The 13,934-nt window shown below is 38.5% G+C and carries 10 protein-coding genes; 6 read left to right on the top strand and 4 right to left on the bottom strand.

Annotated features, from left to right (window positions below):
* Positions 1–44: 44 nt before the first annotated feature.
* From K5X82_15020 to ltrA, 3 genes are all read left to right on the top strand, one after another.
* Positions 45–1,481 carry a transporter substrate-binding domain-containing protein gene (locus K5X82_15020; protein QZT36545.1) on the top strand — a complete coding sequence of 479 codons (1,437 nt, stop codon included), beginning with the start codon at positions 45–47 and terminating at the stop codon, positions 1,479–1,481.
* A gap of 486 nt (positions 1,482–1,967) precedes the next feature.
* Positions 1,968–2,261 (top strand): hypothetical protein, encoded by a 294-nt coding sequence (locus tag K5X82_15025; protein ID QZT36546.1) that lies wholly within the window; start codon positions 1,968–1,970, stop codon positions 2,259–2,261.
* Between the two features lie 815 nt (positions 2,262–3,076).
* Positions 3,077–4,360 carry a group II intron reverse transcriptase/maturase gene (gene ltrA / locus K5X82_15030; GenBank protein QZT36547.1) on the top strand — a complete coding sequence of 428 codons (1,284 nt, stop codon included), beginning with the start codon at positions 3,077–3,079 and terminating at the stop codon, positions 4,358–4,360.
* 143 nt (positions 4,361–4,503) lie between these two features.
* Here ltrA and K5X82_15035 read toward each other — a convergent pair whose 3' ends face one another.
* The 3 genes from K5X82_15035 to K5X82_15045 are packed head-to-tail and all read right to left on the bottom strand — an operon-like array spanning position 4,504 to position 7,399.
* A complete protein-coding gene (locus tag K5X82_15035) occupies positions 4,504–5,151 on the bottom strand; it encodes a CoA pyrophosphatase (GenBank protein ID QZT36548.1) in 648 nt (215 codons plus the stop codon).
* Positions 5,152–6,402 (bottom strand): ABC transporter permease, encoded by a 1,251-nt coding sequence (locus tag K5X82_15040; GenBank protein ID QZT36549.1) that lies wholly within the window; start codon positions 6,400–6,402, stop codon positions 5,152–5,154.
* Between the two features lie 4 nt (positions 6,403–6,406).
* Complete coding sequence (locus K5X82_15045) at positions 6,407–7,399, bottom strand: flippase-like domain-containing protein (protein ID QZT36550.1); 993 nt, start codon at positions 7,397–7,399, stop codon at positions 6,407–6,409.
* 151 nt (positions 7,400–7,550) lie between these two features.
* On the opposite strand from K5X82_15045, the gene rsmA reads away from it, so the two are divergent.
* Together rsmA and K5X82_15055 are read left to right on the top strand one after the other, a co-directional pair.
* Complete coding sequence (gene rsmA, locus K5X82_15050) at positions 7,551–8,336, top strand: 16S rRNA (adenine(1518)-N(6)/adenine(1519)-N(6))-dimethyltransferase RsmA (protein QZT36551.1); 786 nt, start codon at positions 7,551–7,553, stop codon at positions 8,334–8,336.
* A 343-nt stretch (positions 8,337–8,679) separates the two neighbouring features.
* A complete protein-coding gene (locus tag K5X82_15055) occupies positions 8,680–9,246 on the top strand; it encodes a hypothetical protein (GenBank protein QZT36552.1) in 567 nt (188 codons plus the stop codon).
* A 123-nt stretch (positions 9,247–9,369) separates the two neighbouring features.
* Here the strand turns inward: K5X82_15055 and K5X82_15060 are convergent, their stop codons facing one another.
* Complete coding sequence (locus K5X82_15060; protein ID QZT36553.1) at positions 9,370–9,972, bottom strand: hypothetical protein; 603 nt, start codon at positions 9,970–9,972, stop codon at positions 9,370–9,372.
* 803 nt (positions 9,973–10,775) lie between these two features.
* On the opposite strand from K5X82_15060, the gene K5X82_15065 reads away from it, so the two are divergent.
* Positions 10,776–13,934, top strand: a complete 3,159-nt coding sequence (locus K5X82_15065) for a TonB-dependent receptor (protein QZT36554.1) — start codon at positions 10,776–10,778, stop codon at positions 13,932–13,934.

Here is a 13,934-nt window from a genome sequence, read left to right on the forward strand (position 1 = left end):
CTAAAGTAAGGGATTTATCCTATTTATGAACCAATACATATTTTATGAGATCGTATATCAAGCATTTGATATTGATGTTGTTTATATTCGCTTCCTGTAAGGGCGATAAAAACTTACAAAAAGAAGTTGGGCAAGCACAACGTGGCGCAGCTTTAAAAGAGCTTGAACAGATTCAAGTATCAGGAACACTTAAAGTTGTTATTGATTATAATTCAATTAACTACTTTATTTATCGTGGTCAACCGATGGGTTTCCAATATGATATCTTACACCTACTGTCTGATGATATGGGAGTATCCTTAGATATTCGTGTAAGTAATAATATAAAAGAGACATTCGACCTATTAGATAGTGGTACCGTAGATCTAATTGCAAAGAATCTTACGATTACCAAATCGCGTAAGGCAAAAGTTCTTTTCACTTATCCGCTATTGTCTAGCCGACAGGTTTTGGTACAGCCAAAGCCAGAATCATGGCGTAAAATGGCAAGTAAAGAGGTCGACGAACATCTAATTAGAGATGTGAGAGATCTAGCAGAGAAGACAGTTTATGTACAGAAAAATACTGCCTTCTATAAGAGATTGAATAGTCTTTCTGATGAAATAGGTGAGGATATTAATATCGTGACCGATTCGCTTCATGGCGTAGAGCAGTTGATTGGGATGGTTGCAAATGGCAAAGTACCTATGACAGTTTGTGATGAAGAGGTGGCGCGACTTAATCAAGCTTATTATGAGAATCTAGATATTTCAACACCCGTTAGCTTTACCCAAGATATGGCATGGGCTGTTCGTTCTAATTCGACGGCCTTGAACGAATATATTAGTAAGTGGTTGTTAGACTTCTCTAAGACTCGTCAATATAAGATGTTGTATGCTAAATATTACACTTCGAAACGTTCGAGACGATATACCGCTAATGTAAGTAAGTCGGCAACGAGCGATCACTTGTCCTCTTATGATGATATTATTAAAGAGGCGAGTAAGAATATTGAGTGGGATTGGCGTCTTGTAGCTTCGGTTGTTTATCAGGAGTCGAACTTTAATCCAGATGCGGAGTCATGGGCTGGAGCTGTTGGTTTAATGCAACTGATGCCAGAGACAGCAGATCGTTATGAGATTACTGATTTAAAGAACCCAGAGCAGAATGTTTATGCTGGAACGCGATTCTTAGCATGGCTGGATAGTTACTTTATGGATCATATATCGGACCCTAAAGAGCGAGTTAAATTTGTGCTTGCTTCTTATAATATTGGTTTGGGTCATATTCTAGATGCGCGCCGTTTGGCCAATAAGTATGGTAAGGATATGAATACGTGGGACGATAATGTAGCGCCTTTCTTATTGAAGAAGTCGTTGAGTAAATACTATAAAGATCCTGTGGTTAAATGGGGTTATTGTAGAGGTACTGAGACGACGAATTACGTACAGAACGTGATGGAGCGATATCATAGTTATGCGAATCTATTGAGGGCGTCATAAGTTTGATATTATACGATATATAAAAAAGGAGATCTTTATTTAAAAAGATCTCCTTTTTTTGGTGTGCCATGCATGTAAATTAACTAATCGGTGCAAGTCCGTAGTGGAGGTTTGTAGAGCCAACCACCTAGCAGAAGGCAAGGGTGCTTATCGTGAGGTATAACCTGAAGGAAGCCGTATGCAAAACTCTGATCCGAGGTATACGAATCTCATTAGGCGGTATATAACTGGATAAGCTTGCCAAACAAAGTGAAGTCCGAATTCTACACGGAGTTTATACCGTAGATGTGGCGGATAGATGGAGTGAAAGTTAATTTCCTTACCATGGGAGGTCTCACAGATGGATACAGTGTATTTTTTTTCCTGTCCATTCACAAAAAGTTAACTGTGAGAAGTCAGCCGAGGTCATAGTACTGTATCCACTTTACAGGAAGGACTGAATCTTAAATTGTTCATAATACAGACTGTTACCTAATGAAGGGATCAATGCAGAAAATATCGGAAGATAGCTACTTGAGTGAAGGTAGAGCGGAACTCGATAATAACTCAAGAGCGCACACTTTCAATGGGATAACTGAAGCCATTATGAAAACGACCATTACAACAGATAATTTATTAGAACGAGTCCTAGAATCAGATAACCTAAATAAGGCTTATTTACAGGTTTATCGAAATAAAGGGAGTCATGGAGTTGATGAGATGCAGGTGGAATCCTTAAAAGATTATCTCAGATTTCATCGAAAAGTTTTAATAACAGAACTACGAAAAGGTAAGTGTTAACCCGATGGCGAATTATCATTATTTCATGCGGCATATTTGATCGGAGTTTTGAAGAGCAAAGCGTATGAATATGCTAATACGAGGAAAAAGTATTGGCGCATTTCATTTCAAAGAGTCCAATTCTACAAACGACTATAACGAATAAGAATTTGGAGAAGGCAGGCTATATTACGCTAAGTGATTATTATCAGAAAGTAAAGTCGTGATTTAGGGAGTCGCCGTATACGAGACCCGTACGTACGGTGGTGTGGGAGGTGTACTGGAAGATTAAATATCTTCCAGCCATCTACCCGATTGTGTGCCATGCATGGAAATTAACTAATCGGTGTAAGTCCGTAGTGGAGGTTTGTAGAGCCAACCACCTAGCAGAAGGCAAGGGTGCTTATCGTGAGGTATAACCTGAAGGAAGCCGTATGCAAAACTCTGATCCGAGGTATACGAATCGCATTAGGCGGTATATAACTGGATAAGCTTGCACAACAAAGTAAAGTCCGAATTCTACACGGAGTTTATACCGTAGATGTGGCGGATAGATGGAGTGAAAGTTAATTTCCTTACCATGGGAGGTCTCGCAGATGGATACAATGTATTTCCCTGTCCATTCATAAAAAGTTAACTGTGAGAAGTCAGCCGAGGTCATAGTACTGTAGCCACTTTACAGGAAGGACTGAATCTTAAATTGTTCATAATACAGACTGTTACCTAATGAAAGGATCAATGCAGAAAATATCGGAAGATAGCTACTTAAGTGAAGGTAGAGCGGAACTCGAGAATAACTCAAGAGCGCACACTTTCAAGGGATAACTGAAGGCATTATGGAAACGAACATTACAACAGATAATTTATTAGAACGTGTCCTAGAATCAGGTAACCTAAATAAGGCTTATTTACAGGTTTATCGTAATAAAGGGAGTCATGGAGTTGATGAGATGCAAGTGGAATCCTTAAAAGATTATCTCAGACTTCATCGAGAAGTTTTAATAGCAGAACTACGAGAAGGGAAGTACCTTCCCAATCCTGTACGACGAGTCGAAATACCCAAAGAACCAGGTAAAACACGCCCTTTAGGTATTCCTACTGTCGTGGATCGAGTTATTCAACAAGCCATTTCACAAGTTCTTAGTCCTATTTATGAGGAACAGTTTTCCAATTATAGCTTTGGATTCCGTCCGAATAAAGGAGCACATACAGCTATTATAGCCTGTAGCCAAACGATCACAGCAGGTTATCATTATGCTATCGATATGGATATGGAAAGATTTTTCGATACCGTAAATCATAGCAAGTTGATAGAGATCTTATCACGAACGATAAAAGATGGTCGATTAGTTTCCTTAATCCATAAATATCTAAGAGCCGGAGTTGTTGTTGAAGAGCAGTTTCAAGAAACAGAAACAGGAGTTCCTCAAGGAGGACCATTAAGTCCATTGCTAAGCAACATTATGCTGAATGAATTAGACCATGAACTCACAAGACGAGGACATGAGTTTGTTCGTTATGCAGATGATATTGTCATCTTATGTAAAAGCAAGCGAGGAGCTACACGCACGATGAATTCTACAATTCGTTTTATAGAAGATACTCTATTCTTAAAAGTGAATCGAGATAAAACAGAAGTGGTGCGCTACAATCAGATTAAGTTTCTTGGCTACAGTTTTTACAAAACAAAAGGTGTCGTTCGTTTTCGATTGTCGAAAAAGACACAACGGAAAGTGAAGCGCTCTTTGGAAGGAATTGTAGCACGGAATAATAGTATTGGTTACGATGAAATCAAATCCAAGCTTAAAAGCTATATTCAAGGATGGGTAACCTATTATCGATTGGCAGATATGAAATCATTTCTGAAACAAGTAGATGAATGGCTAAGACGACGTATCCGTATGGTAATATGGAAATGTTGGAAAAGAGTAAGAACGAAGATGAAGAATTTAATGAAACTCGGAGTTTCGAAGAACAAAGCGTATGAATATGCTAATACGAGGAAAAAGTATTGGCGCATTTCAAAGAGTCCAATTCTACAAACGACTATAACGAATAAGAATTTGGAGAAGGCAGGCTATATTACGCTAAGTGATTATTATCAGAAAGTAAAGTCGTGATTTAGGGAGTCGCCGTATACGAGACCCGTACGTACGGTGGTGTGGGAGGTGTACTGGAAGATAAAATATCTTCCAGCCATCTACCCGATTTTGGTAAGCCAGGCTCCTGTATAGATATCCTTGTTTAACGGATGTGATGGGGGTTAAAATGTAATCTGACTTTGTGCCTTCTCTTTTAACCTATTCCATATTATCTCCATCTCTGAAAGAATCATGGCGGTGGCTCCCCATATTTTGGTGTTATGATAGTTGTAGCTAGGAACTGTGACGATGTTCCCTTTGACATCGACTTGCATATTGCCTTTAGAGCCAAAGAGATCGTCGATAATCAACTCATCGAGTGCCTCTACTTCATCAGGATTGATTTGAAATTGTGGTTTGCCACTGATAAACGCAAGGTAGGGGGTGATATAGAAGGTGCTCACAGGGATATATATTTTAGAGAGTGGTCCTATCACATCTTCTTTATTGATGTTGAGTCCCACCTCTTCGAAAGTCTCTCTGAGTGCAGTATCCATTAGGTTACGATCTTCTTCGATGTCGAACTTGCCTCCAGGGAGGGCAAATTGTCCTGCATGATTTCTCATTTTTGAAGTTCGTTTGATCACACATGTTTTGAATGTCTGGTCGAACCATATCACGATCAATACAGCACTCTCTTTCGGTTGTACATGCTTTCCTAGAGGCTTCAGCTCTCTAATATAAGGTAGCATTCGAAGGTGTGCCTCCTCTCCAGGGAGATGGTGTGTAATCTGTTCTTTTAGGTAGCTAATGGATTCTCTTCTATTCATCTAATCAAATTTAATGGCCTTGTCTGGCGAGATCCTAGATATCATCATCGACGGAATCACAAGCATTATAATGGTAATGGCAAGTGTCGCGATATTGAGGATTACCAGATAAGAGATATTGAGTTCGATGGGGACTTTATCGACATAGTATGAAGTTGGATCTAAAGGAATGATACCAAACTTTTTCTGTGCAAAACAGAGTGCTAATGCGATAAGATTCCCCCAAAACAGACCTTTGGTAATAAGAAAGGCTGCTATGGTTAGAAACAATCTTCGGATGCTTTTGTTCTGAGCTCCTATCGCTTTTAATGTACCAATCATCTGTGTGCGCTCTAGAATAAGGATCAGTACACCCGAGACCATATTAAAGCCAGCCACCGCAATCATGAGCCCTAGTATAACCCACACATTCATATCGATAAGCCCTAGCCAGTCGAATATCTCTCTGTATTTGTGTTTGATATTCACGGGGCGTATGGTGGGGATGTTCTCTTTATAGTTAAGAACAATGTTTTGTACATCATATGTGGTTTGATCTAGACGGTCAAAATCGTTAAGTGTAATGTCATAACCACTGACTTGATTTGGTGCCCACTTATTGAGACGTTGAATTTGTCGGATATCTACAAGGGCAAAGATCTTATCGAACTCTGTTAGAGAGGTGTAGAAGATGCCTTTTACAATAAACTTACGTAGCTGGGGAACCGTTTGTGACTCTTTCATGAAATACATTCGTATTGCATCGCCTACTTTGAGTCGCATTCTCGATGCAAGAGATTGGGATATCATGATACCAATGCCTGCCTTGTCGCGCTTTAGATCTAATACCTTGCCATCGACAAGATGCTTCTTGAAGAAGGTCCAGCGGTGGTTTGTCCCGAATCCTTTAAGTATTACTCCTTCGATCTCTTCACCGGTATGTATGATACCAGATTTGGTCGCAAAGGTCTCCATATGATTGACGTTGTCGAGCGACTTCACTTTATCGACCCATTCCTCATCAGAGAGAATTGGTATGTTGTCATAGCTATTGCTTGTGCTATAGTTCAATAGCTGAATGTGGGAACCGAATCCTACAACTTTGTCTTTTACCTCTTTTTTAAAACCGACAGTAATTGAGACCGCCAGAATAATCACCACAATACCAATCGTTATTCCTGCTACGGCAAAGTTAATGATCGACCGACTAAAATGGTGCTTCTGATTCTTATCGAAGAACAGTCTTTTTGCTAAAAAATATTCATACTTCATTTTCTTATGCCTCCGTCAATTGATGTGGTTTCTTAAATGTAACTATGATAGATGTGATCCCTCCAACCACGATGGTCACAAGGGTTATGGCGGAGTGTACTACCAATGCAAAGATTAATCCCTCTTGTCGACCCACGCCATAAAGTGCTAATGCTTCGACAGTCATAAAATGCCATGGTCCCATTCCTCCTTGAACGGGCGCCACCATTCCGTAGCTACCAAAGACAAATACTGTCATTCCTGCCATGACGCTTAAGTGGCTTGTGAAGTCAAAAGCAAAGAAGCATACATAGTCCATCGCAAAGTATAGAAACCATATGGCTAGCGTATAGAGAATAAACTGAAATGGCTTTTGAATCTTTGCAATAGCCAGAATACCTTGTATAAAGCTCTGTACCATTGTGATTTTCTTTAGTCTTTCCGAAACGATCACTTTGTACGCTATGAATCCCAATGCAGCTACGATGGCTATAATAGCCACTATGCCCATAGGATTTAGAAAAATCATCGTGATCTTATCATATATCTTGGGTTGCTCTTTTATGAAGTCAATGATTTTAGAGGTCTGTGCAAGGATCACTACCACTGTCAGCGATAGGAGCATGATCATATCGATAATACGTTCACTTACTACTGTTCCTAGAGCCTCGCTAAAAGAGATCTTCTCCATTTTAGATATGCCAGCACAACGAGTCACTTCTCCCATTCGAGGAACGATATAGTTCATGAAATATGCAGACATTACCGCCAAAAAAGAGTTGCTAAAACTGACGGTACGCTGGTTGTTGTTTAATACAATATTCCATCTTAAAGCCCTAAATACGTGGCTTAAGATGATCATCCCCATGGCCATCAATACCCACTGGTATTTAAAGCCTTGAGACAGATGGTTGCGTAATAACTGAAAATCAAAGTCACGATAGATATAGTAAAATATTCCTGCACCTATCAGAAGAAAAAGAATATATTTAAGTTTATTTTGAAATATCTTAACCAAGAGAATTAATTTTAAGAGGTTTAACAAAACAGAAGTTTCATCAAGCTTGTTATATTTGCATCCATATTCATGCTAACATACAAAAGTACCAAATTGTAGCTAGCTAAGATATCTCTTTTGGATGAATTCCATATATTAATAGAAGAAAAATATGTCACTGGTAAGAGCAAAAAAGAATTTAGGACAACACTTCTTGACAGACTTAAGTATTGCAAGAAGAATTGTCGATAGTATTCAACACCGAGAGGTGTCTAAGGTTATTGAAGTGGGTCCAGGAATGGGGGTGCTAACTCAATATTTGATCGAAGAGGAATTTCCAGAGGTATATCCTGTAGAGATTGATGTCGAATCTGTGGCATATCTAAAAGAACACTATCCAACTCTTTCTGATCGTATTTACGATGGCGACTTTTTGAAGATGGATTTTAAAGCGATATCAGAAGATCCTATTGTCATTATCGGTAACTTTCCATACAATATCTCAACGCAGATATACTTTAAGATATTAGAGAATAGAGATCAAGTGGTTGAATCTGTCGGGATGATCCAAAAAGAGGTGGCAGAGCGTATTTGTTCGCCTCATGGATCAAAAGTGTATGGAATACTTTCGGTGTTTGTACAGGCCTTCTACGATGTCGAATATCTTTTTACGGTGGAGGCGAATGTCTTTAACCCACCACCAAAAGTGCAGTCGGCAGTGATGCGTATTACTCGTAATGATCGTCAAACTCTTCCTTGTGATGAGGCGATGTTCTTCCGTGTAGTCAAAGCTATCTTTAATCAAAGAAGGAAAGCCATTCGTAACAGTCTCAAGTCGGTATGTGCGAATGTTTCAGAGTTAGATACTGAAATGCTTCAAAGACGTCCTGAACAGATGAGTGTTGAAGACTTTATCTCTCTGACTTGTATGGTTGAAGAGCTAATGAACAGATCATAAAAATACTATCCATAGCCTCTATCGTGAGAACTCCTCATGTTAGAGGCAATGTTTTTCCTCCTATTACCTGCTTTCCCTTGTAGCACCAACACTTCTCTGGTATCGGTTTTATCCAAATATCTTAGGTCACTCCTCTCTTTGTGTCTTCATTTGCTGAATTAACATGATATGAATCCATCTGTTAATAATAAGCACCTATCGTTAAACATCTGATTTCATGAAAACATAACTGGCAATATGGTGTTCTTATAGGACTTAATGTTTGATGAAAAGTAACGAAACATTGCGATCACTATCTCATATCTAATTTCAGAACCAAAGTTTAAATGTAACGCTTTATATTATGATGAGAATATTTAAGATACACGATGTAGCATCTGCACCAGAGAAGAGTCATTCAATACTAGAAGATGCTTTGAAGAATAGAGGACGTATCCCTAATTTATACGGTGTATTGGCTGAATCTCCCCAACTCCTTGAGGCCTATGTTGGATTACATAAGTTATTTGAGAACTCTTCGTTTAACAAAGAAGAGCTTACGGTGGTGTGGCAGACGATTAATGTTGAACACGAATGTACTTACTGTGTTCCGGCACATACCCTTATTGCTAAGTCGATGGGAGTGGATAGTGATATTATAGAGGCATTAAGAAATGAGACTTTCTTGCCTTCCGATAAGTTGCAAGTTCTACATAATACCACCCTGCTTATTGTGCGAAATAGAGGTGTGCTAACAGATGCTGAGTTAGAACGATTTTATGATGTGGGTTACGAAAACAGACATCTTTTAGATATCGTATTAGGCCTATCACAAAAGGTTATAAGTAATTATGTGAACCACTTGGCAAAAACACCATTAGACAATAGTTCTAAGAAGTTTGCATGGACTCCTAAGAATCCTAAATATTAAGTAAATAGAACTATAGATGTTGAATGATATCTTAGGATAATTAAATATAGATTCTAACAGTCGGTTAATTAGGCCCATATAATGGTATTAATTCCTTTATATGGGCCTATCTATTGCAAAACACTACTCTGTTTGGATCTTATACTGTTCGATCTCTTCAGGTGTCATAATATGTATTCCATCTGCTGGTGCAGCATATATAGTGAAATAGTAAAAAGCTTCCGCATCATCTCTTGTCATCCCTATCTCCTGATAATAACGGATGTAAGGCTCGTGATATTTATGTCCTTTCTCAAAGTCAGTGGCAACCTCTTCGTCTCCTGCCCACGAATGAACTCCTATTTCAACATTAGAACCTATAGTACGATATATCCCACTTAGGAATAGGTCAGTACCTCCAGATGCAACACTCCCATTAGCTACGATTTCGGTGTTGAACCTGTTTTTGTGAATAAGAGTGCCTAGCACAAGGTTGATACTGTCATCGATAGACCCATCACACTGTATAAATCTCAACTTCTTGATATCAGGTTGCTCTTCCATCAGTCGTTTAAAATCCTCAAGAGCATTTGAGTTGATTATTCCATCGACAATGATAGCCGATTTATCTTCAGAGATGCAAAAGATATTTGCTCTTTCGAGCTTCCTCATCGAAAGCCATTCACAACTTGTCGTAAGAGATAGGAGTAAAATAATCACCATTAAAAAAGAGCTCTTCCTTTTCATACATTCTGCTATTTAGAGTTTAATAATTACATGCCAGATTAGATGGAACCTTATTCTTAGTCTCTATTTGTCTGTTCGACATTAAAACTATCATCATAATCCTAAGGTTATGATTCTATCTTTAAATCTGTTTGAATAAGACCTTTTCGAAATAGTCTCACTCCCGTCTTGATAATCCGTTGGAATAACAAGCAAAAAAAGCACATACTTCAGTCATTAATCCTAGATTAACAACTGAAGTATGTGCTTTTCTTAACACAACTAAATAATTTATCTCTATACCCTCAATCTCTTCTTCAGTGTTAGGATATATATGATATTTGTATATCTATTTAGCAATAGTAAATATAGTGAAAAATAGTGTAATGCTAGTTTTGATCTCTATACGTAGTGTATTTCAAATTTACCTAGAATTGGATGCCGAAATAGATATTTATACTTCAGCATAAGTTATATGAGCATCATTAGTTTCTGTCTGTTTAATGATAATGTGTTCATTTAGATGTCAATAAAGTGCTGTTGATTGAATGTTGAATACTCTTTTTCTCTTCAATATCATACCAAATCTCATTATAATATCCCAAAAAATGAACTCTTTTTGATCTCTCATATTGACAGGATTGAATTGTACGTAGTTCTATTTAACTATATGATAAATGGAATTGAACATATGGATAAACGCAAACATAAATGTTGTTAATTGTTCATATACAGTCAATCATTGGAAGGAATGAAACACTTATGAACATACATAAACATATTTTCGTAAGTGAAATCAATAAACTCTCTAAAACCAAAAACATATGAGAAAACAATTATTAACAAAAAAGATTGCAACGCTTCTTTTGCTTTCTGTTTATATGATGATTTCCTCTTCATCTATAGCACAAGAGAAGATTGTGATCACCGGAACGGTTTCTGATGCCTCTGGTGAGACTATTCCGGGTGCTTCTGTTCGAGTAAAAGAGTCCGATGCAGGTACCATTACTAACTTCGATGGAGTTTACCAGCTCAAAGCGACTGAAGGTAATACCCTTGTTTTTTCTTACGTAGGATACGCTTCCAAAGAAGTTATAATAAAAGGAAAAACAAAAATAGACGTGATCCTTAGTAGTGATATAAAGGGCCTTGATGAGGTCGTTATTGTTGGTTATGGTACTCAGAAAAAAGCCAACCTTACTGGGGCTGTGGAGACGATATCTTCCGAGACGATTGTCGATCGACCAGCACCTAGTTTGAGTCATGCCCTTCAAGGTTCCGTAGCGGGACTGAACGTGACAGTAGAAAATGGACAACCCGGATCTGCTCCTAAGATTAATATCCGTGGTACTACTTCTATTACTAGTGGTAGCCCGCTTGTACTTGTTGATGGGGTAGAGATGGCCATGAATCTAGTTAATCCTGATGATGTAGAGAATATTACGGTCCTTAAAGATGCGGCATCTTGTGCTATCTATGGTGGACGTGCTGCCTTTGGTGTGGTATTGGTTACTACAAAGAATGGTAAGCGCGATCGTGAGCCTACGGTAAATGTAAGTGCATATTATGGTTTCAATCGCCCTAGTCGTCAACCAGATCCTGTAAATACATATGACTACATGCTCAATTACGACGAGTGGAGAGTTGCGGATGGAGAGAAGCCATTTTATGGAGAGAAAGTCTTGTCAGCATACCAGAAATATGTAAACGGTGAAGATATCTCTTATTTGCAAGATGAAAATGGAGATGTGTTAGATGATAACGGTAACGTTATTAACTTCAAAAATACTGATTGGAATGATCTTATTTTCGCGAATCAGTCTCCAGTACAGAAATATTCAGCCAATGTATCTGGTGGATCAGGTAAAGTATCCTATTATGGATCTTTCGGTATGTATGATCAACAAGGTCTGTTAAAAGCGGCAGATGATAGTTATAAGCGAATTAATGTGTCACTGAAAATAGATGTAGATCTATATAAGTGGTGGACTATTGGACTGAAGTCAACCCTTAACCGTAGTAAGAGTGATAAGCCTGTAAAGTATAATAATATTGGCTCTTATTGGCATGCTATCTATCGTCAAAAGCCAAATGCAAGTTCAGAGTATGATGATGAAATGGGTGCTTGGAAATCAAAATCTAACCCTATTGCCTATCTAACCGATGGTGGACGTGAAAATATTCGTATCGATGATAACTGGATCACTGCAAATACAATTATTCGACCATTCAAAGGGATGATTATCAAGGCCGATTATACTACTAACCGTAAATCTAATGATAAACAGGTTGATTTTAGAAAGATAGCTTATCTTAACCAAGGAGAAGTTCTTTCTGAACCTGCAAACGACTATGTAAAACAGTCTGCTGCTTATAAAGATTACGAAACCATTAACGCTTTTGCAGAATATACAGGTAGTGCATTTGATGCCCATAACTTTAAGTTAATGGCTGGTTACAACCAAGAGGAGATAATCGACAACTCATATTGGGTACAGCGTAAAGATAAGCTTGCCGAAACTCCGAATTTAGGACTCACCTCAGGAGACCAAACAACAAATGGTAGTGGTGGTGTACGTTCCATAAGAGGAGGATTCTTTAGAGTAAATTATAACTTTAAAGAGCGTTACTTAATGGAAGTGAATGGACGTTATGACCTTACTTCTCGTTTTAGAACTGAAGATCGTGGGGCATTCTATCCTTCCTATTCTGCAGGTTGGAGAGTAACAGAAGAGCCATTTATGAAAGGAGTGAAGAAGGTAATTGACAACTTTAAACTTAGAGTATCTTATGCATCACAGGGTAACCAGATGATTAAGGATAAAGTGAATGGGAAAGCTGTCTTTTCTTACCAGCCTTACCTTGGAACCATGCAAACCAAAACGATTCCATATATTTTAGGTGGAGAGCGTGCCATGGTAATTACACCTGCGAGTGCAACCAGTGCCGACCTAACATGGGAGACGGTAACGACAACTAACTACGGACTAGACCTCACCGCTTTGCGTGGTCGTATGAATGTCTCTTTTGACAAATATGAGCGTGAAACGAAAGATATGCTTTTGCCAATGAGTGGCCCAGCGATGTTTGGTGCAGCTTATCCAAAAGTAAATGGAGCTGATTTGGTGACTAAAGGATGGGAACTTTCGCTTAAATGGCAAGATAAGATAGGATCGGATTTCGGATATGGAGTAACTTTAGCCCTTTCAGATAATGAAACAGAAATAACAAGGTTCGACAATCCTAATAATATTATTGACACAAAAAATATATACTATAAAGGTCAGAAGCTTGGGGAGATTTGGGGATACGAAACCGAAGGGATCTTTCAGTCAGTCGAAGAAGTTAAGGAGCAAAACGTCGATTACTCTCAGTTCCGTCTATATGATTCACAACCTGGTGATGTTCGATATAAAGATTTAAATGGAGATGGTAAGATCACCAATGGTGCAAAAACGCTAGATGATCATGGTGATTTGAAGATTATTGGAAACGATACACCACGCTATGCTTATGGTATTACAACCAATCTAAACTTTAAAGGGTTCGATTGTACAATCTTCTTCCAAGGGGTTGCCAAGAGAGACTACTGGATTGGATCTACACACTATTGGGGTAATATTGCTCAAACATATACTGTTCCGACGAAATGGACACATAACAACCACTGGAGAGAAGACAACAAAGATGGATTCCTTCCACGTAATGCCCCCAATAAAGATCGTGGTAACATGAATAAGCAGACTCGTTATCTACAAGATGCATCATATATCCGACTTAAGAACATCACTTTTGGGTACACATTCCCAAAGCATTGGACTCAAGGCGCAGGAATCAGTAAAATTAGACTTTATGTTACTGGTCAGAACCTATGGGAGTATACTAAACTGAATGAGACGTTCGATCCTGAAGGATTGAATGAAGGGGGAAAGATATATCCATTCCAAAGAACCGTAGCTTTTGGTGCAAACATCACATTCTAA

The organism is Prolixibacteraceae bacterium, assembly GCA_019856515.1.
Taxonomy (GTDB): domain Bacteria; phylum Bacteroidota; class Bacteroidia; order Bacteroidales; family Prolixibacteraceae; genus Halosquirtibacter; species Halosquirtibacter xylanolyticus.

What these genes read in the sequence shown, in the direction of transcription:
- K5X82_15055 (QZT36552.1), top strand. Translation starts at nt 8,680, where the DNA reads ATGATGAGAATATTTAAGATACACGATGTAGCATCTGCACCAGAGAAG.
- K5X82_15035 (QZT36548.1), bottom strand. Translation starts at nt 5,151, where the DNA reads ATGAATAGAAGAGAATCCATTAGCTACCTAAAAGAACAGATTACACAC.
- K5X82_15025 (QZT36546.1), top strand. Translation starts at nt 1,968, where the DNA reads ATGCAGAAAATATCGGAAGATAGCTACTTGAGTGAAGGTAGAGCGGAA.
- K5X82_15020 (QZT36545.1), top strand. Translation starts at nt 45, where the DNA reads ATGAGATCGTATATCAAGCATTTGATATTGATGTTGTTTATATTCGCT.
- K5X82_15065 (QZT36554.1), top strand. Translation starts at nt 10,776, where the DNA reads ATGAGAAAACAATTATTAACAAAAAAGATTGCAACGCTTCTTTTGCTT.
- rsmA (QZT36551.1), top strand. Translation starts at nt 7,551, where the DNA reads ATGTCACTGGTAAGAGCAAAAAAGAATTTAGGACAACACTTCTTGACA.
- K5X82_15060 (QZT36553.1), bottom strand. Translation starts at nt 9,972, where the DNA reads ATGAAAAGGAAGAGCTCTTTTTTAATGGTGATTATTTTACTCCTATCT.
- K5X82_15040 (QZT36549.1), bottom strand. Translation starts at nt 6,402, where the DNA reads ATGAAGTATGAATATTTTTTAGCAAAAAGACTGTTCTTCGATAAGAAT.
- ltrA (QZT36547.1), top strand. Translation starts at nt 3,077, where the DNA reads ATGGAAACGAACATTACAACAGATAATTTATTAGAACGTGTCCTAGAA.